Origin of the sequence: Corallococcus sp. bb12-1, assembly GCF_026626765.1 — a bacterium.
GTDB lineage: Bacteria > Myxococcota > Myxococcia > Myxococcales > Myxococcaceae > Corallococcus > Corallococcus terminator.
In genome coordinates this window covers 78,254-103,487 of sequence record NZ_JAPNJZ010000025.1, presented here as the reverse complement: position 1 = coordinate 103,487, position 25,234 = coordinate 78,254, and the positions used below count along the sequence as shown (strand labels likewise).

The following is a 25,234-nucleotide window of genomic DNA, read 5'->3' as shown; positions in this document are numbered from 1 at the left end:
CTACTTGTGCAGGGAGGCCACCGCCACATCCGCCGCGACCACCTGCACGGCCCGGGGCCGCTCCGCGAGCCGCAGCAAGCGGAACAAATCCCGCGACAGTTGCTCCACGGAGCGCCGCTCATCTGAGACCGTGAGGACCACGTCGTAGTCGTCCCCCTCCGCGCCCTTGATGACCTGCGTGCGCGCCGTGAGCACCCCGGGGAGCATCATGGCCAGACGTCGCACGGAGGCCATGCTGATCTTCTCGCTGCCTCGCACCAGGAAGTCGGAGACGCGCCCCTGGAAGTACAGGTAGCCCTCCGCGTCGATGTCGAACACGTCCCCCGTGGCCAACAGCCGGGGGCCTCTCAGCGCATGCTGCTTCTCCCCTTCCACGATGCCGATGCGGCGCTTCATCACCGTGTCCGAGGAGACGAACAGCTCCCGTTGTCCGTCCGGTCCACGCGGCACGAGCGTCACCTCCGTGCCCGGCAAAGGCAGCCCCACGGACGCGAAGCGGCGCTCCGGCTCCGCATGCGCGGCGAGCGTCGCCACGCGCGGTCCTGCCTCGGACAAACCATAGGTCAGGTACAGCTCCCCACCCGGTCGCGCATGCAGCATCCGCTTCACATGCTCGGGCGCGAGCACGTCACCACCCACGCCCAGACACCGCAGACCGTCCGGGAACGCCTCCCCGTGTTGCAGCAACCCGCGCACCAGCAGCGGCGTCAGCGCGGACACGGTGATGCCCTGCTCCGCCAGGAGGCGCAGGTACGCCGCGGGCTGGAACGGCGGTCCACTGATGACCAACTCCAGTCCTCGCCGCAGCGCGGAGAACGCCTGCGCGACCATCGAATACGAATAATACAGCGGCAGGTTCACCAGGGCCGTGTCCCCTGCGCGCAGCCCCACCGCGTCCGCGTGCCGGTCCGCGTTGCGGAAGAGCGCGGCCAGGTCGAACACACAGCCGCTCGCGAATCCGGAGGTACCGGACGTGAGCAACACCATCTCCCCTGCCTCAGCTCCCGGCGGAGTGGTGTCTGGAAACAGGGCCACCTCCGCCCCACCCAATGCGAAGCGCTCCACCCCTTCCGCATGCGGCGCGGGTGCGCGCATCGCCACCAGCGCACGCGCCGGCAACGCATCCACCAACGACTGCTGCCGGCCCGCGGGCGACGCGGGCGACACCAGCGCTGGGACACCCCGGGCCGCGAGCACCGCGAAGACCTGGGCCAGCAGGCCCACGCCATTGGGCAGCGCGAGCAGCACGACATCCCCAGGCCTGAGACCTCGGGCCATCCATCCGGCCGCCAGTGACGACACGGAGCGGTCGGCGGTCGGGTGCGCGTCGGTGAGGTCGCGGATGCGGTCCAGGAACGCCTGGACGGTGGCCAGCGGTACGCCCGCGAGTTCCTGGAGAGGTGAGGCCATGTTCACTCCGCTCGGAATTGAAGGGACCGCGCCACGACATCCACGCTGACGCCAGACCCGGCTCCCCGCGACAACACGACGCAGCCCGCGCCCGGAGGCCGTCCTTCGACCGCCAACACGGAACCGATGAGGGCCCAGTCCACGACCCCGCGCTGGAGCCACGCCATGGACATCGCCAACGCGACCTCCGCGCCCGTCGCCACGGGCATCGTCAGCGCCAGCGTCGGACCTCGCAGCCCATGGACGATGCAGGACAGGCCCGTGGGGGCGCTCGGGGTCGCGGCGGGAAAACGCAGCGGGGACGCGAAGCCTCGCGCGGCATCGCTCGCCACCTGCGCCCACGTCTCACGAGGGCCCACCGCGCCCACCTGGATGAGCGAACACCGGTCCGCCGCGCGCGTGAACTCCTCACCCAGCGCTCCGGTCGCCTCGCCCACGGCCATGACCAGTGCCCAGGACAGTGGATCCGCGTAGCGCACGGACGGCTTCCATTTCACGAGGTGCGGATTCGGCGCGTCCGCGAACACCACCGCGCTGCCGCGCAGGGTCACCGAAGACAGGGACGTCATCGCGCCACCTCGAAGACGAGCGACGTGTCGAAGCCACCGAAGCCCAGCGTCACGCTCAAGCCCTTCCGGGCCGCATGCCGGGTCGGTGCCCCCACGGACAGCGGGCAGGGAAACTCCGGGTCTGGCTGCTCCAGTCCGACGATGGGCGGAACGATGCCCTCCCGAAGCCCCAGGATGGTCGCGATGGCCTCCATCGCCCCGGTGGCCCCCAGCGTGTGACCGAAGGCTCCCTTCGTCGCGAAGACAAGCGGTCCGCCCTCGGCGCCAAACACGCCCCGGAACGCCGCGGCCTCCGCCCGGTCGTTCACCGGGGTCGCGGAGCCATGACCATTGACCAGTCCAATGTCCGACGCCGCGAGGCCCGCATCCACCAGCGAGCGCTCCATCGCCAGCCGAGCACCCGCCGCCGCGGGATCCGGCGACGTCATGCTCGCCGCGTCGTTGGCCGACCCCACACCGCGCAATCGCGCCAGGATGCGCGCCGACCGCTGCTCCGCATGCGCCGCCGACTCAAGCACGAGGAACGCCGCGCCCTCCCCCAACATCATGCCGTCATGCCGCGTGTCATAGGCCCGCGCACGCGACGGAGACAGCGTGGACAGCGCGGAGTGCGCCAATCGCTTGCTCGGCGTCAGGATGTCCACCCCGCCGCAAACGCAGACATCCGCGAGCCCCGCGCGAATGCACTCCGCACCCACCACGAGCGCATCCGAACCCGACGAGCACGCCGTGGACAGCACCACGGGCGGCGCCTTCGCCCCCAGCGCCCCCACCACCGCGTCCGCCCACTGGTGCAGGGGCGCGTTCCGTTCGCCCTCGTCGTCCAGGTACGCCCCCAGACTGGTCCCCAGCACGAACAGGGTGCGCACCCCGTCACCGGCCAGACCCGCGTGTTCCAGGGCCTCACGCAGCGTCGAGACCGCGAGACCGCGCAACCGCTCCGCAGGCACGCCGGGACGCCCCGCCACCACGGCCGCCTGTGTGTTGCGCAGCCGGTGCGGGGATGGAACCTCCACGAAGCCGTGCTCACCCGCGAGCAGCCGGCGCCATACGGCCTCCAGCCCGCTGCCGAGCGGCGTCGTCCACGCGGCGCCCGTGACGACGACGGGTGCTACCACAGCGGCGAGCCCAGGTCGGAGACCCGGGAGCGAACGAGGCTCGCGCGGAACGCCGCCACGCGAGTCGTCCCCACCATGGCCTTGCCCGTGAAGTGGAACAACCCTCCCGCCAGCCGGTTCTGCTGCACGTGCAGGAGCACCTGGTCTCCCGGCACCACCACTTTCAGGAAGCGCGCCTCCACCGAACCGATGAGCGTCAGCTCGTCCTCGGCCAGCATCGACGTGCTCATCTGGTAGAGGATGATGCCCGCCTGCGCGAAGGACTGGATGAGGTGGCTGCCCGGGAAGATGGCCCGCTCCGGGAAGTGGCCGGCGATGCTGTCCATGTTCCCGGAGATGCAGATGAGCGCGTCCAGGAACTTCCCCGGCTCATGGTCCACGATGCGGTCCAGATAGATCATCGGGTGGCGGTGCCGCAGCCACTGCTTCAGCGCCGTGAAGCCCAGCGGCTTCGGCGTGCGCTCCACGGTGTTCACTGCGCCTGCTTGAGCGCGCTGCTGAGGGACGGCGGTAGACATGCGGGCACTCCGTTCTCGCGGGTGACGACGGCGAAATCCAGACTTCCAAAGGCAAGCAGCAACGGCTCCGGGCCCTCGCGGTACAGCTTCACGCCCAGCTTCAGGCTCGCGGGCCCGACGTGGTCCACCGTGGGCACCATCAACAACCAGTCCTGGAAGCGCGCTGGCGCTCGGTAGCTGACGCGCAGCTCCCGCACGCGCAAATCCAGTCCCTGCGCGGACAGCACCTCCAGCCCCGCCCCCCGGCGCTCCAACTCCTCCAGCCCCGCCGTCTCCAGCAGCGACGCGTAGCGGGAGAAATGCACGACGCCGGAAGCGTCCGTGTCCACGTGCTCCACCCTCCGGCGCAGCGAGGGCGGAACCTCCGGCAGCGGCACCGCGGCCTCCGTCACGACCCGGACTCCACGAACGTCTTCACGCCCCGCTGGATGCGCGCGACCATCTCCTGCAGGTCCGCCTCCCCCGCGATGAGCGGCGGCGCGATGCGCATCGCCGGGAACAGGTAGCGCAAGCCCCGAGAGCGCCGTCCCGCGCCCGCCATGAACTCCACGAAGAGGCCCGCGTCGAGCAGCCGGTTGCGCAGCCGGCCCAGGCTCCCCGACGCCTTCTCCGTCAGCTCCAGGCCGTTCATGTAGCCCAGGCCGCGCACGTCCTGGAACACCTCCGGGAACGCCTGCGCCACGTCCTTGCGCAGCCGCTCACGCAGCATCTCGCCCAGCGGCCCCGTGCGCTCCACGAGTCCCTCGCCGGACAGGTACTGGATCCCCGCACGCATCACCGCGCTCGTCAGGGGCCGCAGATCAGACGTGGACACCGCGCCGCTGGAGCGCACCGACAGCTCGCGCCGGGCAATCACCATGGACGTGGAGACGACGCCCATGCCCAGGCTCTTGCCGATGACGGTGATGTCCGTGGGGATGGGCCCCTCCGCGTCCGTCATGCCGAAGAAGCGGCCCGTCTTCGCGAACGTGAGCACCTCGTCCGCCACCAGCAGCACCTCATGCTCGCGGCACAGCGTGGCCAGCCTTCGCAGGTAGCCCGCGGGCGGAACCAGGATGCCGGCGTCGCCCTGGATGGGCTCCACGAAGACGCCCGCCAGCTTGCGCCCGTGCTCCGCGAAGAAGGCCTCCAGATGGGCCAGCTCCCCGAACGGCAGGAACTGCACGTCGAGCGTCTCCGTCGCCGGAAGCGGCATTCCCAGCCGGTAGTGCCGGCGGTTGAGCAGGCTCACCAGGCCCTGCGTCCAACCGTGCCACGCACCCTCGAAGGCGAGGATCGTCCTCCGCTCCGAGCGCTCAGGCTTCGGCGCCATCCGCCGCCGGTCGAAGTTCGACTCCAACACCAGACGCAGCGCCAGCTCCAGGCCCTCGGAGCCGGAGTTGCGGCCGCTCGCGTGGTACGCGTCCCCCGGGAAGCGGTTCGCCCAGAGCCCCTTCGCACCGAACAGCTCCTCCAGGAGCAGCGTGCGCTCCAGCGAGCCCAGCTCGTCGGTGACATAACCCGTGCGCTCCAGGCCGTCGCGCAGCGCTTCCTGCATGCGCGGATGGCCCGCGCCCAGACACGCGCTCGCGTAGCCACCACTGGCGTCCAGGACCTCGACGACGCGGCCCGCGTCCGGCCCCTCCAGCGCCGCCATGTGTTGCACGAGGCCCTTCGCCTTCAGACAGACATACGGCAGGCGCCCGCCGCCATAGTGGTCCATCTGCAACGCCATGCCGGCGCGCAGGCGGGCGACGTCGTCCGCCCCCAGCTTCTCCCCCGCGGCGGGCACCTTCACTTCGCGCTCCCCTGCTGCTGGGCCTTGAGTTTCACGATGAGCGCCGACAACAGGTTGAGCGTGCGGAAGTTCTCCGTGTCGAAATCCTGGTCGGAGATGCTCACGCCGAACTGATCCTCACAGATGACCCGCAGCTCCAGGAAGCCCACGGAGTCCAGGCCGACGACGGACTGCAACCCGTCGTCTCCGCCAATCTGCTCCTCGGGAATCTCCACGAAGAGATTGTTCGTCAGGATCTTCTTGAGGCTTCTGGAGATGTCGTCCTGCATGGGGAACTCCTCGCTTAGGGGGTCGTTGCTTCGGTTGGAATGCTCAGGGTGCCCACGGTGCCCTTCGTCACGCGCAGCAGCTCCGCGGGCGTCAGGCGCAACAACAGCTCCGGCCGTCCGCCGCCGCCGTAGCCTTCCGGGTACTCCAGGACGGCCGCGTCCACGAACACGCGCAAGGCATGCGGATGGCCCAGGGGCGGCGTACCTCCGGGCGGATAGCCCGTCGCCTCCAGCGCACGCTCGCGGCTCGCGAACGCGACCTTGCGACAGCCCGCCGCCCGCGCCACCGCCTTGAAGTCCACGCGCCGGTCTCCGGGCAGCACGACGACCAGCACCTCGTCCGTATCCGTGGTGAACACCAGCGACTTGAAGATGCCGCCCACGGCGATGCCCAGCTCCTGCGCGGCGGCCGCCGCCGTCGTCATCGGCGTCGCCAGGGTCAGCAATTGCGCGTCCACCTGCTCGCGCTTCAGGAACTCGCCCAGGTCCGTCACGGCGCCACCGTCAGGACGATCTTCCCGATGTTGCGATTGGCCTCCATCTCCGCGTGGGCCTCCACCACCGCCTCCAGCGGCCAGCTCCCGTGGATGACGGGCGGCAGCCCGCCTCGCGCCAGCACCTCCATCCACCGCTGCCGGAAGCGCGCGTTGACCTGCCGCTTCTCCACCATGGGCCGCAGCCGCAGCGACGAGCCCTTGAGCTGCAACCGGCGCTGGACGACGCGAAGCAGGTCCAGCTCCGCCACCATCCCGTCCAGCAGACCCACCAGCACCAGACAGCCCTCGTGCTTCAGCACGGAGAGATTGCGCGACAGGTACGCGCCGCCCACGAAGTCCATCACCAGGTCCACGCCCTCGCCGCGCGTGCGCTCCATCACCTCCGCCACGAAGTCCTGGCGCCGGTAGTCGATGGCCGCGTCCGCGCCCAGCCGCGTCAGCGCCTCCACCTTCCGGGGCGTACCCACCGTGCACAGCGCCGTGGCGCCCACGTGCTTCACCATCTGCACCATCGTCGTGCCGATGCCGCTGGCCCCCGCGTGCACCAGCACCGTCTGTCCGGGCTTGAGCCCCCCCAGCTCGAACAGCGTCTCGTTGGCGGTGAGGCAGGACTCGGCGGCTGCGGCGGCCTCCACGAAGCCCAGCGCCTCCGGGATGATCAGCGCCATGTCGGCGTCCAGCAGGCAGTACTCGGCGTACCCGCCGCCCTCCACCACGCCGAACACGCGCTGGCCCCGGGTGAAGCCCTTCACGTCCTCGCCCCAGGCCTCCACCGTGCCCGCGACCTCCACGCCGGGGATGACGGACTGCCCCTCCGGCACGTGGTAGATGCCGGCGCGCTGGAGCAGGTCCGCGCGGTTGAGCGCGGTGGCGTGCACGCGCACGAGCAGCGCGTTGCCGACAGGCACCGGACGGGGAACGTCGCGGAGCTTCACCACCTCCGGGCCCCCGGAGCCTTCGAAGACGACGGCGCGCATGACTCTTCAGTACCCGGCCCTTTCCTCGACACCGCGCTCGCGCGTGGGCACGAGGAAGCTGCGCTCGAACGTCAGGAACACCTCGCCCGTGGACTTCAGCCCCCGTGTCTCGCAGGTGACGATGCCTTCGCCCTCGCGCTTCGCGGACAGGCGCCTGGCGAGGATGCGGCTCTCCGCGTACAGCGTGTCCCCGGCGAACACCGGGTGCGTGAGCCGGATGCGGTCCCACCCCAGGTTCGCCAGGGCCCGGCCGCTGGTGCTGCGCACGCTCATGCCGCACACCACGCTGAACGTCACCAGGCTGGAGATGAGCGGCCGCTCCCACGGCGTATGCGCGCAGTAGGCCGCGTCCAGGTGCAGCGGGGACGGGTTCAAGCTCAGCGTGTTCATGAGCACGTTGTCCGCCTCCGTCACCGTGCGGCCGGGACGGTGTTCGAAGACATCCCCGACGGTGAAGTCCTCGAACGCGAAGCCCAGGAGCTCCCGGTAGCGCTGCGGTCCCACCTGCTTGTAGCCAGTGCCCTCCATGTCGTGTGTCCTCGCGCGCGGGGTTGGGTTTCAGAAACCGGAGACGATGTCCTTCGCCGTCGCGCAGAAGCGCTTCAGCTCGTCCGGTTCGATGTCCGCGCGCATCATCAGGCGCACGCCCGCTTCGCCCTTGGCGACCACGGGGAAGAACACCGCCGAGCAGTAGTAGCCCGCCCGGTACAGCTCCTGGGACAGGCGCACCGCCTTCTCCTCCGCGCCCACTTCAATCTTGCGGATGGGCATCCCGTTGCCCGCGTGCTGCGACGGGAACTGGCTGTCGAAGTAGTCGATGTTGCGCGCCAGCTTGTCCTGGAGCGTCTTCAGCTCCGGGCTCTTGTGCAGCGCGATGCTGGCCAGCGACGCGCCGATGTTCGGCACCTGGAGGTTCTGCGACCACGCCAGGGGCCCTGCGTTCCGGTTGAGGAAGTTGAACAGCTTCTCGCTGCCCAGCATGGCCACGCCGCCCGCGCTGCCGAACGCCTTGGCCAGCGACGCGACGATCATCGTCAGCGGGTTCATCTTCAGGCGCGAGCGGACCCAGCCCTCGCCGTTCTTCCCGGTGATGGACAGCGAGTGCGAGTCATCGATGTACAGGAACAGGCCGTACTTCTCCTGGAGCTGGAGCAGGCCCTCCAGCGCGGTGAGCCCGCCCATGGAGTAGGCGCCGTCCGCCACGTAGGCGACGCGCGGGTACTTCTTGCAGACGTCCTCCAGGTAGTTGAGGTCGTTGTGGGGGCTGTTCAGCACCAGGCTCTCGTCCCCGACGATGGGCTTCACGTACGCCATGGAGAAGTGACAGAAGCGGTCGAACACCATGACGCGCGGCTGTCCGTCCTCGGTCAGGTGTCCGGACGCGAGCAGCGGCAGGATGCCCGCGGTCAGCGCGGTACACGACGCGGCCGGCAGCGACGGACAGCCGTACAGGTCGCGCAGGCCCTCCTCCAGCCGCGCCATCAGGCCCAGGCGGATGCGCAGCGTGGAGAGCGCCAGGCCGATGGTGCCCTCTTCCTGGAGCGCGGTGATGGCACCCTGGAGGATGGCCGGGTGGTGGTTGAGGCCCAGGTAGGAGCACGAGCACAGCACCATGAAGGCGTGCCGGGTCGCCTGGTCGACGAGGTGGTTGTTGGACTCGAAGTCCACCTTGAGGTTGATGAGGCCGTGGTCCTCGGCCTGCTGCCAGCCGGCGTCACCCAGCCCGACGAACTTCTCGTTGTTGCGGTAGCGCCGGGGGCCCAGGACGCTCTCGGGAATGCTCGTTGCCATGCGGACTCCTCCTGCGCGAAACGGTTGGGAAAGACGGGGGACTGGAGGCGGTGGAGATCAGCCCTCGGTGACGCCGAAGTCCTCGAGCGTGCGCTTCGCGGCCTCGATGAAGGGCGTGCCCATCATGGCGCCGTCGACGACGCAGATGTTCGCGTCGCGGGCCTGACTCTCCGCGACGATCTTCCGCGCCTTCTGCAGGGTGCGCTCGTCCGGGGAGAAGGCCTTGTTGATGATCTCCACCTGATGCGGGTGGATGGCGGCCTTGCCGCTGAAGCCCAGGCTCCGCGCGCGTGCGGACTCCGCGCGCAGCCCCTCCAGGTCGCCCATGTCGAACAGGGGCGTATCCACCACCTGGAGGTTCGCGGAGCGCGCGGCCGCCACCAGCCGGGAGCGCGCGTACAGCAGGGGCTCCCAGGCAAGCGCCGCGCCGATGCTGAAGGAGAAGTCCGCCGAGCCGAACACCAGCGCCTTGAGACGGGGCGTCGCGAACACGATGGCGTTGAGGTTCTCCACGCCGCGCGGCGTCTCCACCAGCGCCAGCAGATCCACATGCGCGCACTCGGAGCCCAGCGCCTGTTCGACGATCTCCAGGTCGCGCGGCGATTCCACCTTGGGGATCAGGATCGCGTCGGGCTTCACCGCGTACTCACGCAGGGCCAGCAGGTCGCGCAAGCCCTCGGGGCGCGTCACCGAGTTGATGCGCACCGCGCGGCGGCTCTCCCCCACGCGGGGCGTCAGGAAGAAGGCCTCCGCGTGCTGGCGGGCCGCGTCCTTGTGGGCCGCCGCCACGGAGTCCTCCAGGTCCACCAGGCTGATGTCCGCGCCGGATTGCTGCCCTCGCTCGAAGCGATCCACGGAGAGCCCTGGAGTGAACAGGATGGAGCGGCAATAGCGGGTGAAGCGCATGACGGCCTCCAGTCAGTGAATGACTGGGTACGCGTCTATTCCTAGTACGTCAAGATTCAACCCAATTGCTCACAAACATGACGTGACAAATGGATGAAACGTATTGGTATGTCTTTGAATGTGGAGCGATGTTGTGCGACGGGCAATAACAGCACCCAGCGCGTGGGTATCCCAAGACCTACCTGGTGCGTTACACGCGTCGCGGCAGTGTCGACATGCGGCAGGGCGAACCGCGACGCCGCAATATCCCAGCACCGCGGGAACGGGCCGCCGTGTCAGGTGCGCGCGAGTACGGGAAAGCCGTGGGGTTCGTGTGACAGGGACAGTCCGCGCACGAACAAGAAGGCTTCCTGGTCCTCGCCGGCCTCCGCCGCCTCCGGCCACCAGCGCTCCGGGGTGAAGCCAAAATGAACGGTACGGATGGGGCGATCGATCAGCCGGGGTACCCAGGCGCGCAGGTCGAAGGGCTCCCGGGCGAAGATGTCATCGATGTACAGCGTGTCGCCCTCCACGCCGGCGGAGATCCACGCGTCGTCCCCCAGGCGCAACAAGGGCCGCGCGAACCCATTGGCCATATGCCAGCTCGCGGCGGTCGAGTACCCGCGTGCGCCGAAGCGCTCCGTCACTGGAAGCCCTTCGCTGGAGAGCGCGGACAGGCCCGCGCGCACCGTCGCGTTCTCCAGGTCGAGCCGGGGCGCGAGAGGCCCTTCGGGCCGGGCCTCATACGCAGCGGCGAACAGCGTCTGCTTGCAGGGCTGGAAGCCGAAGCGAGGATAGTACTGGAGCACCCTGGGATTGGCGAACAGCAACATGGGCGCGTCACCGCACGCGTCCAGCGTGGCGTTCATCACCACCTGGGACAGTCCCCGTCCGCGATGTGACGGCACACACCCCACGGCGCCAAGCTGCCAGGCCTCCACCTCGCGCCCCTCCACGAGCAGCCGCATCCGCATCACCGCTGTATTGGCGACTACGCGGCCTTCTTCCAACACCGCGAAGCCCCGGTAGTCGTCGGTCCACTCCCCCCACTGACACCAGCGCCTGAAGTCAGCGCGGCCGAACACCTGGGGTATGAAGTCGCAGAAGGCAGCCTGCAAGCCCGTATCGCGAGGACCGATTTCGGTGACCTGGGGGGCCGCGTTCATTTCCATCCGGGGAGTGTCGCACGCGCGCCCAGGGAGTTCATCCCGAGGCAATCACTCGACGTATGGAAGGGTCACCGAGTCAGGTACGCCTCGGATTGACATGATCTTCGACGCTTCTCTAACCTCACTCCATGTGGGCGCTGAAGAACCGAACGGCCTACGCGGCAGAACGAAACTGGACTCGTGACAAGTACGGGGTGCATTGGTGGCTCGTCGCGATCAGGGCGACATTTGACATCAGCGCTGGAGGGCGGCTTCGGCTGGCGGACAAGCAGACCGCGCCTGTGCTGATGCCGGAGTACTTCAGCGAGCCAGGCCGCTCCAGCCTGCGCTACGACTCCGATCTTCTCGCCGTGAAGCCAGGAACGGATGTGCTTGTCGTTGCGCATGCGCACGCGCCTCACGGAAAGCCTGCGCCGACCGTACGGGTTTTGCTCCGCCTCGCTCGACTGCAGAAGGAATTGCTCGTCCACGGCGAACGAACCTACGAGCGGGGGCTGTTCAGCGTGAGCATGACCCGCCCACAACCGTTCATCTCCCGACCGATTCGATACGAACTCGCATTGGGTGGCAGCGATCTGTGTGACCCCGACCCCAGCAAGCATCGCTTCGATGAGCGCAACCCGCTCGGACGCGGCTTCGCGGTACGCGCCGCCCATCTGGAGGGAAAGCCGGCTCACGCCATTGAGTACCCAGACGACGCGCCCTCGGCCCCCAGACCCGCGGGGTTCGGTCCGATTGATGCCTCCTGGATGCCCCGCCGCAAGCTCGCGGGGACGTATGATGCCCAGTGGGAACAGACGAAGAAGCCTTTGCTCCCGGATGACTTCGACCCAGCCTTCGCGCTGAGTTCCCCCTCCGACCAGCGGCCCGAAAGAGCGCTCGTCGGAGGAGAACGGGTCGAACTGCTGAACATGACCCCTGAAGGCGCCCTGCGCTTCGAACTTCCACACGTCTCGCTCGGGTTCACCACCCGCTTCGGCTCAAGACGCGAGCAGCACGGTTCGCGGATGACGACGGTTCTCTTGGAGCCTGAGGACAGACGGCTCTCACTGGTGTGGCAAAGCGCGCTCCGAGTCCCCACGCCGGAGGCGGACTACCTCGATGAAACGGAGATCGTCGAGCTGAGAGGTGCGACATGAGCGCCGAGGTCGAGGTGGTGGCCGTGGGCGCACGGACACCCGTCGGATACTCCGCGGAGAGCAGTGCGGCGGCTGTGCGCGCCCGCATCTCGCGATACGCCGAGTATCCCTTCATTGACGCGCGTGGCGAACCGGTGGTGGTTGCCGCCGATGGCTTGCTCGAGCCAAAGCTCGAAGGCCGGGAGCGCATCGTGCCGATGCTCGAAAGTGTTCTCGAGGAAGTCGAGAGCAAGCTCGGTCATGGGGTGTTTCAAGGCAACAGCCTTCGCCTGTTGCTCGCCCTGCCAGAGAACCGACCGGGTTTCTCCGAGGACGACGCGGGCTGGTTGATCCGCACCCTCACAGCGCGCTTCCAGTCGAAGACCTCCAGCCCTCGCGTCGAACTCGCGGGACGCGGTCACGCAGGGGCAATCCGGGCCGTGGAGCAGGCACAGCGGGAATGCTCCTCAGGGCGGGAGCACGTGTTCCTGGTCGTGGGTGTCGACAGCTACCTGCACGCAGAGACGTTCGGTTGGCTGGAGCAGAGGCGCCGTTTCGCACAGCAGGGGATTCGCGGCGGCTTCGTTCCTGGAGAGGGAGCTGGATGTCTTGCCCTGATGAGCGCCGGGCTGCGCCGTCGCTTGCGCCTGCCTCCATTGGCCACCGTCCGGGGCGTGCGTACGGCACAGGAGGTCCAATTGCGCGACAGTCCCACGGGCTCGTTCGGCGCCGGAATGACCCAGGCCGTCCAGGGCGCCGTCGCGGGGCTCGACCTTCCACGAGAGGCTGTTGATTCCCTGTGCATGGACATCAACGGCGAGCGGTATCGCAGCGAGGAATGGGGCTTCGTCGCGCTGCGGACGCCTTCGGTGTGGAAGTCGACCGGGTACACTGCCCCGAGCGGTTCATGGGGCGACGTAGGCGCGGCGTTCGGAGCGCTCGGAGGTGTCCTGGCGGTACGGTCGTTCGCCCGGGGCTACGCGCCAGGCCCCCGGGCCATGGTGCTCGCAGGTTCAGATGGCGGGCTGCGTGGGGCGATGCTCCTGCAAGCTCCGCGGCTCTCGTAAGGAGGCACTCCCATGCCGAGCGTTTCAGTGAATGCCCCGAAGACCCCGGTGACAGAAGCTTCCAGCGGGGTCGCCGCCGCGACGCTGCCCAACATGTGCAAGATGCCGGGGCCTCCAGCGCCCTTTGTTCCCGTCCCGTTGCCCAACATTGGCAAGAGCGGGCAGGACCCCAAGAAATACTCCAAGAACGTGACCATTGAGGGCAAGAAGGTGGCGATCCAGGGCGCCACCTTCGGCTCCATGGGTGACGTGGCCAGCAAGGGAACCGGCGGTGGACTCGTCTCCGCCAACGTAGAAGGACCCACGAGCTTCGTGGGTCCGGGCTCCATGGACGTGAAGATCGAAGGAAAGAACGTCCAACTGCTCGGCGATCCCATGCTCAATAACGGAGGGCCGAGCGGCACTCCCTCCAACGCGGCGACGCTGATGGGCGTGATCCAGGAGAGTGGGTTCGTCACGGCCGTCACGGGAGAAGAGGTCTGCCCCCTGAATGCCGCCCATGAACCCCATGGCCCTCTGGAAGAAACGGAACAGACGAAGACCGACGCGGCGCAACTGGCCTCGATGCTTGAGGCTGTCCTCAAGGAGAAGGGATATCGCCTGGCGCGGATGCTCGGCGTGGTGCAGTGCCGATGCGGCAAGAAGAAATATGCGGACCACTCGTCCGTGACGCTCACGGAGTTCCAAGAGGCGGTGAGTCGACTCAAAGCCCCATGGCGGTCACATCCAGGCTCGCTCTCCCTCGGGGATCTCCTTGGCAAGAAAGCCAAGGAGGAAAGAGAGGCGAACACAAAGGCGTCAGACGACTCAGAAAGTCGGATTCGCAAGCGTTTTCTGGAACGTTTCGACAGCTCGTCGGAAGTGGAGGAAATCTGGCTCGTTGCGGAGAAACGCTTCAAAGACAGCTTCGAAAGCCGGTTCAAAGTCCCTGACTTTCCTGCTGCGTACCCTCCGGGGGCCTGTGCTGCCCAGAAAGCAATTGTTCTCGTCTGGGACAACGGCGCCTACCCGGGTGCGCTCACCGAGCGGTGGTTCCACACGGAGGGAACCGAAACGGCAGCACCCATCCAATTCCTGGATGCAAGGACAAACACGGTGAAGACGGAGCGATTCAGAAACGGCGAGACCGTCCCGCCGTGCAGAACCTGCGAACTCATCTTACCGGCGATGCTCTGCCCCGGCGATAAGGAGGCACAATGCCAACACCAGGACTAGAGTCAGAACTAGAGGAATTCCTCCTGAAGGTTGTCCCAAAGCTTGCGGAACAGTGGCAAGGCAGTCCCTCCGAAGAGATTGCCCAGATCGAGGAACTGGCGGGCCGCCCCCTGCCCCCGTGCTATCGCTGGTTCCTGAGCCGCATGGGTCGGAACATGGGGCCTCTGGCCTTCCAACGACTGGACTTCTCCGCGCGGCGCGTGCTCACCAGCTATGCCGAGGGCCTGATCGAGCCTGATTCCCAGTTCCTGTTCATCGGACACGATCCCGATAAGTACATGCCCCTGCATTTCTTCTTTGATCTCGATCTGCCAGCACGTGGGGATGCACGAGTGACGAGGCGGCCTGCGGAGGGCTATGAGCGTTATGACCAGTTCGAGACCTTCCGCGAACAATTGGCCTATGGAGCGCTCTTGAGCTTCCGGATTGGTCTGATGAAGCAGCGCTGCACGGCCCTCTTCAGATGCAACGAACCAGAAGTCCTCTCGTACCTCACTCCGGTGATGGACGGCCTTGGGTTCGCCCGACCGGTCCTCACCGGGCGCTACTGCGAGCTGTACCTGAGGCAGGATGCGGCCATGGTCTGCGATGTCGTTCCTCGCGACGAGCCTTTGGTCATGATGGGCTTCACCCTGGGGGGCAGTGATTCAGGAGCCCTGAGGAGGATCCTGGGAACCATCACGACCGAAACGCCCCTGACGCTCAGGAGAATGGAATGGGATCCCCCTCTCCCCTGACACGCCCTCCCCACACAACCCCAGACCCCACACGAACATGAACGACAGATGCACGCTCGGGTGGAACGGCAGGTAGTGCACCAGGGCCAGGACGTGGAAGCCGACGAATGACAGCAGCGCGCCCGTCGCCACGATGGAGCCCTGGCGGTGCCTTCGCACCAGCGCCCGCGCCAGCAGGCCGTGCATCGCCGCCAGCAACAGAAGGCCCACGAGCCCCGTCTCCGCCCAGGCCGTCAGCCAGATGTTGTGGGAGTCCGTGGCCAGCAGGTCCGTGATGCCCGTCTGGGCCTGCGTCGCCAGCGCCGCGGGTTTGTGATTGCCGAAGCCCACGCCCAGCCACGGGCGCTCCTGCACCAGACGCCAGCCCACCGACATCGCCAACGAGCGCTCCCCGCTTCCGAAGAGGTTGTCCACCGCCTTGGCGAACCGCTCCCGCCACGCGGGCGTCAGCAGCACCAGCACGACCAGCGCCACCGCCACCCCGAGCCCCGCCTTCCGGGGCGTTCCCCGCAGCAGGAGCAACAGCGCCAGCACGCAAACGCCCAGCGCCGCTCCCAGCGCCGCCCTCGCGAACGCGCCGTAGATGGACAGCAGCAGCCCCAGCACCACCGCCCCCGCCAGCACCCGCTGCCGCGTCACCTTGGAGCGCCCGAGCACCGCCAGCGCCGGCCCCAGCACCGCGATGGCCCCGTGCGCGAACCGCAACCGGTGGAAGAAGAACCCTCCCGCCGCGAACCGGGGGGACTCCTCCGTGCCGAAGTTCTCATGCAGCCGCGACAGGTTCAGCTTCAGGAACGCGGGCGGCTCCCACGGCCAGCGCACCCGGTGCTGGAAGAAACCCAGCCCCGCCGCCAGCAACCACCCACCCGCGATGATGCCGCCCAGCAGCAACCACGGCACGCCCAGCGTCCCGATGCACGCCACCGCCGCCGCCGCCACCGTGTCCAGCGCCTGCCCGTACCTCGCACCCCGGGGCCACTTCGCCGCCGCGCCCGTCAGCAGCGCCAGTGCCGGGGACAACAACTGCCACCCGCACAGCGCGACGCTCGCCACCACGAAGGCCCGGACATCCTTCTCAAGCCGCAGGCGCTTCGTCACCGCCAGTGTCAGCGCGAGCGCCGTGGCCAGGATTGCGCCCGCCTGGAGCACGGCCTCCGCCAGCACCAGCCCCACTGCGTAGAGCCCCAGCACCGCGGCGACCGCGGTCCGCCAACGCCCACCTTCGACCGTCTGAGAATCCGTGCTCATCGTGCGCCCCGGCATCCCGAGGCGGCTGGACCCTACCTCACCCACCGCTGAGCTTCCCCTCCTCCCGGACAGCCCCCGGAATCCGGGGCATCGGCGCTCGGAATCGTGCTGACGCGCTTGACCCTGGCGACGCGGACGGGCACCCGTTACTCAGGACCCCTTCCCCAGGGCCCGAACCTCCCCTCATGCGCGCCACCCACCGACCGTTCACCACCCTCGCTCTGGCGTTGTGCCTGTTCATGGCCGCGCTGGAGATGACCGTCGTCTCCACCGCCATGCCCACGGTGGTCAGCGACCTGGGCGGCATCCAGAGCTACGCGTGGGTCTTCACCGCGTACATGCTGTCGTCCACCATCACCGTGCCCATCTACGGGAAGCTCGCGGACCTCTACGGTCGCAAGCCGGTGCTGCTCTTCGGCACGGGACTGTTCCTCGTGGGCTCCATCGCCAGCGGCCTGTCCACGTCGATGAGCATGCTCATCGCCTTCCGCGTCCTCCAGGGACTGGGCGCCGGGGCCATGCAGCCCATCGCGCTCACCATCATCGGGGACATCTACACGCTGGAGCAGCGCGCGAAGGTCCAGGGGGCATTCAGCGCAGTGTGGGGCATCGCCGGGCTCGCGGGGCCACTCACCGGGGGGCTCATCGTGAAGTACCTCACCTGGCACTGGGTCTTCTTCATCAACATCCCCATCGGCGTGGGCGTCATGGCGCTGCTCGTCGTCTTCTTCCAGGAGGAGTTGAAGCGGAAGGTGGCCGCCCGGCTCGACTACGCGGGCGCGGCGCTCCTGTCCGCGGGCGTGGTGGCCCTGTTGTTCGGCGTGCAGGGAACCGGCCGCACGCTGCTCGCCCTGCCCGTCGCCGCCGTGCTGCTCGCGGCGTTCGTGTTCGTGGAGCTGCGCGCTCCCGAGCCCGTCATCCCGATGACCCTCTTCAAGATTCCCGCCATCGCCATCTCCTCCATGGCGGGCGCGCTCTTCTCCGCCGCCATGTTCGGCGCCACCACCTACGTCCCGCTGTACGTGCAGGGCGTGCTCGGGGGTTCGGCCACCATGGCGGGCGGGATGATCACCCCGATGATCGTCGGCTGGCCGCTGGCGAGCCTGGTCGCGGGCAAGCTGATGCTTCGCACCGGCTTCCGGCCGCTCATCATCGGAGGCCTGGGCCTGTCCGTGGTGGGCACGGGGCTGATGGCGCTCCTGCTCAAGCCGGGAGCGTCCCTGCTGGTGCCGCAGATCGCGATGGGGCTGTTCGGCATCGGCATGGGCTTCACGTCCACGGCGCTGCTCATCGCGGTCCAGACGAGCGTGGGCTGGGAGCTGCGCGGCGTGGCCACGGCCAGCAACATGTTCTTCCGCACCATTGGAGGGGCGCTGGGCGTGGGGTTGATGGGCGGCGTGCTGGTGACACACCTGATGAAGGACCCGAGCGTACCGGTGAGCGCCGCCAACGAGCTGCTCGGACCCGAGCACGGACGCGGCCTGCCGCCCGCCATGCTGGAGACGCTCAGCGGGGCGCTGAGCACCGGCCTCTCCATCAACTTCTGGATCATCTGCGCGGCGGCCGTCGCCGCGTTCGCCGCGGGACTGTTCTTCCCCAAGGTGAAGCGCGTCACCACCCCGGTGAACATGTCCGACGTCACCGCGACCCACTGAGGTCGAGCGGGCCGGAACCCGGCGTCACGTCATGCGACTGTCATTGCGCTGACACAGTCCCCGGTCGGAAGGACGACCGGCGCGACGTTTCGCGTCAGGGGCATTGCACGACAAGGATCGGCTGGAGTCTGGTCCCCCAAGGATGCGGGAGGAGCCTTCTTCCGCAGGGGATGACACCGATGCCGGGTCCGCTGAGCGAAGCCGAACTGGAGAAGATCGACGCCTACTGGCGCGCGGCGAACTACCTCTCCGTCGGGCAGATCTACCTGAAGGACAACCCGCTCCTGGAGCGCCCCCTCACGGTGGAGGACATCAAGCCCCGGCTGCTCGGGCACTTCGGTACCACGCCGGGCCTCAACTTCATCTACGTGCACCTGAACCGCATCATCCGGCGGCACCGGGCCAACATGATGTATCTGATTGGTCCCGGCCATGGCGCGCCCGGCATCATCGCCAACACGTTCCTCGAAGGCTCCTACACGGAGCTGTATCCCAACATCGAGCGCAACCGCGACGGCATGAAGCGCCTGTTCCGCCAGTTCTCCTGGCCCTACGGCGTCCCCAGCCACGACGCGCCCGAAGTCCCCGGCTCCATCAGCGAGGGCGGTGAGCTGGGCTACTCCCTGCTCCACGCGTACGGCGCCGTCTTCGACAACCCGGACCTCATCGTCCCCTGCGTCGTCGGCGACGGCGAGGCGGAGACGGGCGCGCTCGCCGCGAGCTGGCACTCCAACAAGTTCATCAATCCCATCACCGACGGCGTCGTGCTGCCCATCCTGCACCTCAACGGGTACAAGATCGCCAACCCCACGGTGCTCGCCCGCATCGACGCGGACGAACTGGAAGCCCTCTTCCGGGGCTACGGCTACCAGCCCTTCTTCCTGGAGGGCGACGACCCGAAGACGATGCACCAGGAGATGGCGGCGCTCCTCGACCTGCTCTACGCCGAAATCCTCCGCATCCAACGCCAGGCACGGGAGAACAACGACCCCACCCGCCCCCGCTGGCCCATGCTCGTGCTGCGCACCCCCAAGGGGTGGACCGGCCCGCATGAGGTGGATGGCAAGCCGGTGGAAGGCACCTGGCGCGCCCATCAGGTTCCCCTGGAGGAGGTGCGCACCAACCCCGCGCACCTGAAAATCCTTGAAGCGTGGCTCCACAGCTACCGGCCCCGTGAGCTCTTCGACGCCCAGGGCACCTTCCGCGAGGAGCTGGCGGACATCGCCCCCAAGGGGCGCCTGCGCATGGGCGTCAACGTCCACTCCAACGGCGGCCAGTTGCTCGTGCCGCTCGTGCTGCCGGGCTTCCGCGACTACGCCATCGACCCGGGCACTCCCGGCTCGAAGGAGGTCAGCGCCACGAAGGTGCTGGGCGGCTACCTGCGGGACGTGATGCGCAACAACCTGGACACGCGCAACTTCCGCATGTTCGCGCCGGACGAGAACGCCTCCAACCGGCTCCAGGATGTCTACACGGTCAGCGGCAAGGCCTGGGACGCGAAGCAGGAGCCCACGGACGAGAACCTCTCCGCCGACGGACGGGTGATGGAAGTGCTGAGCGAACACCTCTGCCAGGGGTGGCTGGAGGGCTACCTGCTCACCGGACGCCACGGCTTCTTCAGTTGCTACGAGGCGTTCATCCACATCATCGATTCGATGTTCAACCAGCACGCCAAGTGGATCAAATCCGCGAAGGAGCTGCCCTGGCGCAAGCCCATCGCGTCGCTGAACTACCTGCTCAGCTCGCACGTGTGGCGGCAGGACCACAACGGGTTCTCCCACCAGGACCCGGGCTTCATCGACCACGTGGCCAACAAGAAGGCGGACACGGTGCGCATCTACCTGCCACCGGACGCGAACACGCTCCTGTCCGTGGCGGACCACTGTCTGCGCTCGAAGAACTACGTGAACCTCATCATCGCGGGCAAGCAACTGGCGCCCGTGTGGATGGACATGGAGAGCGCCGTGCGCCACTGCTCGGCGGGCATCGGCGCGTGGGACTGGGCTGGCAATGATGGCGGCGACCCCGACGTGGTGATGGCCTGCGCGGGCGACGTGCCCACCCTGGAGACGATGGCCGCGGTGACGCTCCTGCGCGCGTGGGCGCCGGAGTTGAAGGTGCGCGTCGTCAACGTGGTGGATGTCTTCACGCTCGCGCCGGTGAGCAGCCACCCGCACGGGCTGAACGAGGAGGACTTCAACCGCCTGTTCACCACGGACAAGCCCGTCATCTTCGCGTTCCACGGCTACCCGACGCTCGTGCACAAGCTCACGTACAACCGGGCCAACCACGCCAACATCCACGTGCACGGCTACAAGGAGGAGGGCACCACGACGACCCCCTTCGACATGACCGTGCTCAACGACATGGACCGCTTCACGCTGGCGCTGGCGGCCATCCGGCACTCGCCCGCCGCACGCCACCGGCGGGACGACGCGGAGCAGCGCTTCTCCGAGGTGCGCCAGCAGCACAAGCTCTACGTGTCGGAACACGGCGAGGACATGCCGGAGGTCCGCGACTGGAAGTGGACCGCGCGATGAGGGATTCCGGCGCGGTGCTGGTCATCAACAGCGGCTCGTCGTCACTGAAGTTCGGGCTCTACGTCGAGCACTCGGGCCAGGAGACCGTGCGGTTCAAGGGCAGCGCCAATCACATCGGCGCGGAAGAGGGCCGGCTCGTCCTGAAGGATGGCGAGGGCCGGCAGGTGCGCGCCGTGGACGTGCGGCATCCGTCGCAGGAGGACGCCTTCCGCGAGGCCGTGCGACATCTGGAGGAGGCCGGTGGTGGACAGCCCCGCGCCATCGGGCACCGGGTGGTGCACGGCGGTCCCCGGCTGCGCCAGCACCAGGCCCTGACCCCGGAGGTGTTGAAGACACTGGAGGACGCCACGCACTTCGCGCCGCTGCACATCCCCCCGGCGCTCGCGCTCATCCGGGCCGCGCAGGCGCGCTACCCCGGCGTGCCGCAGTTCGCGTGCTTCGACACGGCCTTCCACGCCACCCTGCCCCCAGTTGCCTCGACCCTGGCCCTGCCCCGGGCCGTGCGCGACCAGGGCGTGCAGCGGTATGGCTTCCATGGCCTGTCGTATGAATCCATCGTCGCGCGGCTGGCCCCCTCGGTGCCGGCGCGCACGGTGGTGGCCCACCTGGGCAATGGGGCGAGCCTCGTGGCCCTTGAACAGGGGCGCTCCGTCGACACGTCGATGGGCTTCACCCCCACGGGGGGCATTCCCATGGGCACCCGCACGGGCGACCTGGATCCGGGCGTGCTCGTGTACCTGCTGCGCACGGGCGGGCTGGACGCGGAGGGGCTCGAAGCGATGGTGAACCACGACGCCGGGCTCCGGGGACTGTCGGAGGGGACCAGCGACATGCAGGCGCTCACGCGCGACGCGGCGGCGGGTGACGCGGCGGCGACGCTCGCGGTGGAGGTCTTCACCCGGAGCATCGCCAAGACGGTGGGGGCCTACGCGGCGGTGCTCGGGGGCCTGGACCTGCTCGTGTTCACGGGGGGCATCGGGGAGAACAGTGCCTCCGTGCGCCAGCGCGTCTGCGCGACGCTCGGCCACCTGGGCATCACGCTCGATGCGCGGCGCAATGACGAGGGCGCGGAGGTCATCTCATCACAGGCCTCCGTGTGTCCGGTGCGGGTGCTTCCCAGTGACGAGGAAGGACAGCTCGCCCGGCACACGCGCCGGCTCCTTCGCGGTTGAGCCCCTACCGACCGCGTGCTGCTACTTCGCCGCGTTCCGCCTTCGCGGCAGGTGCAGCAGGCCCTCACGGCGCAGCCACAGGGCGCCCGCCGCCAGGGTCAACAACGCCGTCGGCATCCAGGCCGCCACGGAGGGCGCCAACCGTTCGGTGAGCACGAGCGTGCGCGACACCACCATCAGGCCCCACATCGCCACGGCGATGAGCAGGCCCTCCACCACGGCCGCCGTCAGGTGTCCCCGCCGGTTCGTGCGCAGCGCGAGCCCCACCGCCAGCAGCGCCGCGGGCAGTCCCGACAGCGCGTAGGCGAAACGGTTGTGCCACGCGAGCTGGAAGCCCCGCGTCGCCAGGCCCACCTCCGCGCGCGCGGCGATCTGATCCTTCAATTCGCCCAGCCGCATCTGCTCCGGCCGGCCCGGACGGATGCGGAACGTCGTCGCGCCCACGCCCAGCTCGTACTCGGCGCTCGGCTGCTGCTGGACCGTCGTGCGCCCGTCGTCCGTGAAGGTGCGCTCCACCACGTCTGTCAGCTCCCAGCGGTTGGCTTCCAGCGAGCGCATCCGCCCCGCGTCCACGCGCCGCCGCAGCTTGAACTCCGGCGTCAACGTGAAGATGGAGACGTTCTGGAAGCCCTCCTGCGCGTCACCGCCCCGCAGGAAGAAGATGTTGTCGCCCCGCCGGAACCACTGCTTCGGCGTGTAGTAGAGGCGCCAGTCCCCCCACTTGTTGAAGCGCTGCGTGGTGATTTCATCCACGCGCCGGCCCGCCCGAGCGGCCACCGTCTCATCGAAGAGCACCAGCCCCAGACACGCCACCAGCGCGCACAGGCCCACCGGCAGGTAGAGCGCCGCAGGGCCGAAGGTGAGCGCCCGGAGCGCCGTCACCTCGCCCTTCTTGCGCAGCGCCGACACCGTCGTGCCCGCCGCCAGCAGCAGCGCCGCCGGCCCCAGTTGCTGCACCGTCACCAGCGCCTTGTAGCCGTAGAGCTTGAGCACGTCCCACACCCAGCCCTCGCCCCCGTAGGCCTTCGCGCGGTCCACGAAGTCCACCACCAGGAACACCGCCACCACACCGGCCAGGATGCCCAGCGTGTTGCGCACGTACGCGCGCACCACGTAGCCGAACAGCAGGCCCTTCATCGCACCGTTCCGGAGCGCGTCACCCGGTACAGCGCCACCGCGCCCACCACCATGAACAGCACGTTGGCGAGCTGCCCCGCGACGAGCACCGGCAGTTGGCCCTTCTGGCCCATCTGCTCGAACGCGCGGCTCATCAGGTAGTAGAGGACGTAGCCCCCCAGCGTCAGCAGGTAGCCCCAGGCGCGGCCCGCCTGCCTGCGGCCGATGGCCAGCGGTGTGGCCAGCAGCGCGAACGCCACCGGCGCCACCGCGTTGCCCAACCGGCTGTGCAGCGCCATCAGGAACGGCCGCGGGTCATCCTTGCGCTCCTCCGCGTCCTTCGCCGCCGCCAGCAACTCCACCGGCGTCAGCTCCTCCTTGGGCGAACGGAACCGGTTGCGCCGCGACAGCGAACCGCCCAACCCCACGTTGATCTGCGCCTTCTCGAAGGCGACGACGCTCGCGTCGACCGAGGCGTTGTTGGCGCGGTGCACTTCGCCCTCCTGCAATTCGATGGTCAGCGCCTCGCCCCGCTCCGACGTGCCCACCCGGCCCCGGTGCGCCAGCACCAGCAGCGGCGAGCTGGGGTCGCGGTCGTCGTGCAACAGCACGTTCGTCCACCCGCCCCCGTTGGGCGCCACCTTCTGCGCGTACAGCGTGAGGTCGCTCAGGTCCTCGTAGAAGACGCCGGACTTCACGTCGCCCGCGACGTTCTTCTGGATGACCTCGCCCACCAGCTCCTTCACGCCCGTGAGCCCCCAGGGCTCCACCGTGGACGTGAGCAGCACCATGAACGCGCTCAGCGCCAGGCCTACGCCCAGGGGCGCCGCCAGCAGTTGGAGCGGGCTGATGCCCAGCGCCTGGAGCGACGTGAGTTCCCGGTCCTCCCCCAGCCGTCCCAGTCCCAGCAGGATGGCCAGGAGGAACGCGATGGGCAGCGCCATCACCAGGAAGTGCGGCGCCAGGTACGCGACGAGCCGGCCCAGGTCGCTCAGCGTCACCGCCGAGCCCAGCAGCACGTCCGTGCCTCGCAGGAACTGCATGACGAACAGCAAGAGGAACATGAACGCCACCCACACACCCAGGGGGACGAGCAGCTCCTTGAGCAGGTAGCGCGCCAGCAGCTTCACGGCCGCGTCCGAAGCCCTCTCACGCCAATGTCGCGGCGGAAGTGCTTGCCTTCGAAGCGCACCATCTCCGCTGACGCCAGGGCCCGCTCCCGCGCCTTGGCCAGGTCCTCGCCGCGCGCGCACACCGTCAGCACGCGCCCGCCCGCCGTCACCAGCGCGCCGTCCTGCTTCGCCACGCCCGCCAGGAACACCGGCGCGTTGAACGGCACCGCCTCCAGGCCTTCGATGCGCTGGCCCTTCTTCGGTGTCTCCGGATAGCCCTCCGCCGCCAGCACCACGCCCACCGAATAGCCGGAGTTCTGCGCCAGCGTCCGGGGCTCCAACGTGCCCCGCGCGCAGGCATCCAGGAGCGGCAGCACGTCCTCGTCCAACTGCATCATCAGGACCTGCGTCTCCGGGTCCCCGAAGCGCGCGTTGAACTCCAGCACCTTGGGCCCCGAGGCCGTCAGCATCAGCCCCGCGTACAGCACCCCGCGCAGTGGTGTGCCCCGCTTGCGCAGCACGGCCAGCGTGGGCGCGATGACCTGCTCGCCCACCTGGGCCAGTTGTTCGGCGGAGAGGAACGGCGCCGGGCAGTACGCGCCCATGCCGCCGGTATTCGGGCCCGTGTCGCCCTCACCCACGCGCTTGTGGTCCTGCGACAGCGGCAGGAGCACGTAGCGCTCGCCGTCGCACAGGGCCATCAGCGAGACCTCCTCGCCCTCCAGCAGCTCCTCCAGCACCATCTGCTGGCCGGCCCGTCCCAGCGCCGCCACCGCGCGCACCGCCTCGCGCGCGGCCTGCGCATCCGGCGCGACGATGACGCCCTTGCCCGCCGCCAGCCCGTCCGCCTTCACCACGATGCGGCCCTGCTGGACGGCGTACGCCTCCGCCTGGGCCGCGTCGGTGAAGACGCGGAAGGCCGCGGTGGGCACGCCCGCCTCCGCCATGACCTCCTTGGCGAAGGCCTTGGAGCCTTCGATGCGCGCGGCCGCGGCCACCGGGCCGAAGCACGGGATGTCCACCTGCGCCAGCGCGTCCGCGACGCCCGCGACCAGCGGCGCCTCCGGGCCCACCACCACCAGGTCCACGCCCTCGCGGCGCGCCAGCGACACGACGGCCTCCGGCGAGTCCGCCTGCAGGGGCACGTTGGTGCCCCAGCGCGCCGTGCCGGGATTGCCCGGGCCACACAAGAGCCGGGAGAGGCGGGGACTCTGGGCCAGCTTCCACGCGAGCGCGTGCTCACGGCCGCCCGACCCCAGCAACAGGACCTTCAC

24 protein-coding genes are annotated in these 25,234 nt (G+C 68.7%); 7 read left to right on the top strand and 17 right to left on the bottom strand.

Features of this window, described 5'->3' with window-relative positions; translation table 11 throughout:
* The 13 genes from OV208_RS30785 to OV208_RS30725 form a co-directional block, all read right to left on the bottom strand.
* A complete protein-coding gene (locus tag OV208_RS30785) occupies positions 1–1,410 on the bottom strand; it encodes a class I adenylate-forming enzyme family protein (RefSeq protein ID WP_267577512.1) in 1,410 nt (469 codons plus the stop codon).
* A 2-nt stretch (positions 1,411–1,412) separates the two neighbouring features.
* Positions 1,413–1,979, bottom strand: coding sequence for a coronafacic acid synthetase (locus OV208_RS30780; protein ID WP_267577511.1), 567 nt, complete (start codon positions 1,977–1,979; stop codon positions 1,413–1,415).
* A complete protein-coding gene (locus OV208_RS30775) occupies positions 1,976–3,097 on the bottom strand; it encodes a beta-ketoacyl-[acyl-carrier-protein] synthase family protein (RefSeq protein ID WP_267577510.1) in 1,122 nt (373 codons plus the stop codon). The genes OV208_RS30780 and OV208_RS30775 overlap by 4 nt, the downstream gene beginning before the upstream one ends.
* Complete coding sequence (locus OV208_RS30770; protein WP_267577509.1) at positions 3,091–3,615, bottom strand: 3-hydroxyacyl-ACP dehydratase FabZ family protein; 525 nt, start codon at positions 3,613–3,615, stop codon at positions 3,091–3,093. The genes OV208_RS30775 and OV208_RS30770 overlap by 7 nt, the downstream gene beginning before the upstream one ends.
* Positions 3,570–4,007 carry an acyl-CoA thioesterase gene (locus OV208_RS30765; RefSeq protein WP_267577508.1) on the bottom strand — a complete coding sequence of 146 codons (438 nt, stop codon included), beginning with the start codon at positions 4,005–4,007 and terminating at the stop codon, positions 3,570–3,572. The genes OV208_RS30770 and OV208_RS30765 overlap by 46 nt, the downstream gene beginning before the upstream one ends.
* On the bottom strand, positions 4,004–5,392 hold the full coding sequence (locus tag OV208_RS30760) for an aminotransferase class III-fold pyridoxal phosphate-dependent enzyme (RefSeq protein WP_267577507.1): 1,389 nt from the start codon (positions 5,390–5,392) through the stop codon (positions 4,004–4,006). Before OV208_RS30760 ends, OV208_RS30765 begins: the two co-directional genes overlap by 4 nt.
* Positions 5,389–5,661 carry an acyl carrier protein gene (locus OV208_RS30755; protein WP_267577506.1) on the bottom strand — a complete coding sequence of 91 codons (273 nt, stop codon included), beginning with the start codon at positions 5,659–5,661 and terminating at the stop codon, positions 5,389–5,391. The genes OV208_RS30760 and OV208_RS30755 overlap by 4 nt, the downstream gene beginning before the upstream one ends.
* Positions 5,662–5,675: 14 nt before the next feature.
* The gene (locus OV208_RS30750; RefSeq protein ID WP_267577505.1) at positions 5,676–6,155 is read right to left on the bottom strand and encodes an aminoacyl-tRNA deacylase; all 480 of its coding nucleotides are present in this window, start codon (positions 6,153–6,155) and stop codon (positions 5,676–5,678) included.
* A complete protein-coding gene (locus OV208_RS30745) occupies positions 6,152–7,135 on the bottom strand; it encodes an NAD(P)H-quinone oxidoreductase (RefSeq protein ID WP_267577504.1) in 984 nt (327 codons plus the stop codon). The genes OV208_RS30750 and OV208_RS30745 overlap by 4 nt, the downstream gene beginning before the upstream one ends.
* Before the next feature lie 6 nt (positions 7,136–7,141).
* Positions 7,142–7,663 carry a MaoC family dehydratase gene (locus OV208_RS30740; RefSeq protein ID WP_267577503.1) on the bottom strand — a complete coding sequence of 174 codons (522 nt, stop codon included), beginning with the start codon at positions 7,661–7,663 and terminating at the stop codon, positions 7,142–7,144.
* Between the two features lie 30 nt (positions 7,664–7,693).
* Positions 7,694–8,926 carry an aminotransferase class I/II-fold pyridoxal phosphate-dependent enzyme gene (locus OV208_RS30735; RefSeq protein ID WP_267577502.1) on the bottom strand — a complete coding sequence of 411 codons (1,233 nt, stop codon included), beginning with the start codon at positions 8,924–8,926 and terminating at the stop codon, positions 7,694–7,696.
* 57 nt (positions 8,927–8,983) lie between these two features.
* On the bottom strand, positions 8,984–9,832 hold the full coding sequence (locus OV208_RS30730) for an HpcH/HpaI aldolase/citrate lyase family protein (RefSeq protein ID WP_267577501.1): 849 nt from the start codon (positions 9,830–9,832) through the stop codon (positions 8,984–8,986).
* Between the two features lie 275 nt (positions 9,833–10,107).
* Positions 10,108–10,977 carry a GNAT family N-acetyltransferase gene (locus tag OV208_RS30725; RefSeq protein WP_267577500.1) on the bottom strand — a complete coding sequence of 290 codons (870 nt, stop codon included), beginning with the start codon at positions 10,975–10,977 and terminating at the stop codon, positions 10,108–10,110.
* Between the two features lie 131 nt (positions 10,978–11,108).
* Here OV208_RS30725 and OV208_RS30720 point away from each other — a divergent pair, with 131 nt between their 5' ends.
* The 4 genes from OV208_RS30720 to OV208_RS30705 are packed head-to-tail and all read left to right on the top strand — an operon-like array spanning position 11,109 to position 15,117.
* Positions 11,109–12,119, top strand: a complete 1,011-nt coding sequence (locus tag OV208_RS30720; protein WP_267577499.1) for a DUF2169 family type VI secretion system accessory protein — start codon at positions 11,109–11,111, stop codon at positions 12,117–12,119.
* On the top strand, positions 12,116–13,165 hold the full coding sequence (locus OV208_RS30715; RefSeq protein WP_267577498.1) for a hypothetical protein: 1,050 nt from the start codon (positions 12,116–12,118) through the stop codon (positions 13,163–13,165). The genes OV208_RS30720 and OV208_RS30715 overlap by 4 nt, the downstream gene beginning before the upstream one ends.
* A gap of 12 nt (positions 13,166–13,177) precedes the next feature.
* Positions 13,178–14,380, top strand: coding sequence for a DUF4150 domain-containing protein (locus OV208_RS30710; RefSeq protein ID WP_267577497.1), 1,203 nt, complete (start codon positions 13,178–13,180; stop codon positions 14,378–14,380).
* Positions 14,362–15,117 carry an SMI1/KNR4 family protein gene (locus OV208_RS30705; RefSeq protein WP_267577496.1) on the top strand — a complete coding sequence of 252 codons (756 nt, stop codon included), beginning with the start codon at positions 14,362–14,364 and terminating at the stop codon, positions 15,115–15,117. The genes OV208_RS30710 and OV208_RS30705 overlap by 19 nt, the downstream gene beginning before the upstream one ends.
* Here the strand turns inward: OV208_RS30705 and OV208_RS30700 are convergent.
* Positions 15,028–16,365 carry an O-antigen ligase family protein gene (locus OV208_RS30700; protein ID WP_267577495.1) on the bottom strand — a complete coding sequence of 446 codons (1,338 nt, stop codon included), beginning with the start codon at positions 16,363–16,365 and terminating at the stop codon, positions 15,028–15,030. The genes OV208_RS30705 and OV208_RS30700 overlap by 90 nt on opposite strands.
* Positions 16,366–16,550: 185 nt before the next feature.
* Between OV208_RS30700 and OV208_RS30695 the strand changes: the two genes are divergently transcribed.
* The 3 genes from OV208_RS30695 to OV208_RS30685 all read left to right on the top strand — a co-directional run bounded on the left by OV208_RS30695 (position 16,551) and on the right by OV208_RS30685 (position 21,732).
* Positions 16,551–18,020: an MDR family MFS transporter gene (locus OV208_RS30695; protein ID WP_267577494.1), complete on the top strand. Its 1,470-nt coding sequence runs from the start codon at positions 16,551–16,553 to the stop codon at positions 18,018–18,020.
* A gap of 179 nt (positions 18,021–18,199) precedes the next feature.
* Entirely contained in the window at positions 18,200–20,560 is a 2,361-nt protein-coding gene (locus OV208_RS30690; RefSeq protein WP_267577493.1) for a phosphoketolase, read from the top strand.
* Positions 20,557–21,732, top strand: a complete 1,176-nt coding sequence (locus tag OV208_RS30685; RefSeq protein ID WP_267577492.1) for an acetate/propionate family kinase — start codon at positions 20,557–20,559, stop codon at positions 21,730–21,732. The genes OV208_RS30690 and OV208_RS30685 overlap by 4 nt, the downstream gene beginning before the upstream one ends.
* A gap of 21 nt (positions 21,733–21,753) precedes the next feature.
* On the opposite strand, the gene OV208_RS30680 is transcribed toward OV208_RS30685, so the two are convergent.
* Genes OV208_RS30680 through purD form a run of 3 tightly spaced genes read right to left on the bottom strand, consistent with a single transcriptional unit; the run spans position 21,754 to position 25,234 of the window.
* Positions 21,754–22,869 carry an LptF/LptG family permease gene (locus OV208_RS30680; RefSeq protein WP_267577491.1) on the bottom strand — a complete coding sequence of 372 codons (1,116 nt, stop codon included), beginning with the start codon at positions 22,867–22,869 and terminating at the stop codon, positions 21,754–21,756.
* Complete coding sequence (locus OV208_RS30675) at positions 22,866–23,978, bottom strand: LptF/LptG family permease (protein ID WP_267577490.1); 1,113 nt, start codon at positions 23,976–23,978, stop codon at positions 22,866–22,868. Before OV208_RS30675 ends, OV208_RS30680 begins: the two co-directional genes overlap by 4 nt.
* Positions 23,975–25,234, bottom strand: coding sequence for a phosphoribosylamine--glycine ligase (purD, locus tag OV208_RS30670; RefSeq protein ID WP_267577489.1), 1,260 nt, complete (start codon positions 25,232–25,234; stop codon positions 23,975–23,977). The genes OV208_RS30675 and purD overlap by 4 nt, the downstream gene beginning before the upstream one ends.

Coding starts and splice junctions, on each gene's coding strand:
- OV208_RS30745 (WP_267577504.1), bottom strand. CDS start 7,135: ATGCGCGCCGTCGTCTTCGAAGGCTCCGGGGGCCCGGAGGTGGTGAAG.
- OV208_RS30755 (WP_267577506.1), bottom strand. CDS start 5,661: ATGCAGGACGACATCTCCAGAAGCCTCAAGAAGATCCTGACGAACAAT.
- OV208_RS30715 (WP_267577498.1), top strand. CDS start 12,116: ATGAGCGCCGAGGTCGAGGTGGTGGCCGTGGGCGCACGGACACCCGTC.
- OV208_RS30680 (WP_267577491.1), bottom strand. CDS start 22,869: ATGAAGGGCCTGCTGTTCGGCTACGTGGTGCGCGCGTACGTGCGCAAC.
- OV208_RS30720 (WP_267577499.1), top strand. CDS start 11,109: ATGTGGGCGCTGAAGAACCGAACGGCCTACGCGGCAGAACGAAACTGG.
- OV208_RS30690 (WP_267577493.1), top strand. CDS start 18,200: ATGCCGGGTCCGCTGAGCGAAGCCGAACTGGAGAAGATCGACGCCTAC.
- OV208_RS30685 (WP_267577492.1), top strand. CDS start 20,557: ATGAGGGATTCCGGCGCGGTGCTGGTCATCAACAGCGGCTCGTCGTCA.
- OV208_RS30700 (WP_267577495.1), bottom strand. CDS start 16,365: ATGAGCACGGATTCTCAGACGGTCGAAGGTGGGCGTTGGCGGACCGCG.
- OV208_RS30695 (WP_267577494.1), top strand. CDS start 16,551: ATGCGCGCCACCCACCGACCGTTCACCACCCTCGCTCTGGCGTTGTGC.
- OV208_RS30740 (WP_267577503.1), bottom strand. CDS start 7,663: ATGGAGGGCACTGGCTACAAGCAGGTGGGACCGCAGCGCTACCGGGAG.
- OV208_RS30780 (WP_267577511.1), bottom strand. CDS start 1,979: ATGACGTCCCTGTCTTCGGTGACCCTGCGCGGCAGCGCGGTGGTGTTC.
- OV208_RS30785 (WP_267577512.1), bottom strand. CDS start 1,410: ATGGCCTCACCTCTCCAGGAACTCGCGGGCGTACCGCTGGCCACCGTC.
- OV208_RS30705 (WP_267577496.1), top strand. CDS start 14,362: ATGCCAACACCAGGACTAGAGTCAGAACTAGAGGAATTCCTCCTGAAG.
- OV208_RS30710 (WP_267577497.1), top strand. CDS start 13,178: ATGCCGAGCGTTTCAGTGAATGCCCCGAAGACCCCGGTGACAGAAGCT.
- OV208_RS30735 (WP_267577502.1), bottom strand. CDS start 8,926: ATGGCAACGAGCATTCCCGAGAGCGTCCTGGGCCCCCGGCGCTACCGC.
- OV208_RS30730 (WP_267577501.1), bottom strand. CDS start 9,832: ATGCGCTTCACCCGCTATTGCCGCTCCATCCTGTTCACTCCAGGGCTC.
- OV208_RS30770 (WP_267577509.1), bottom strand. CDS start 3,615: ATGTCTACCGCCGTCCCTCAGCAGCGCGCTCAAGCAGGCGCAGTGAAC.
- OV208_RS30725 (WP_267577500.1), bottom strand. CDS start 10,977: ATGAACGCGGCCCCCCAGGTCACCGAAATCGGTCCTCGCGATACGGGC.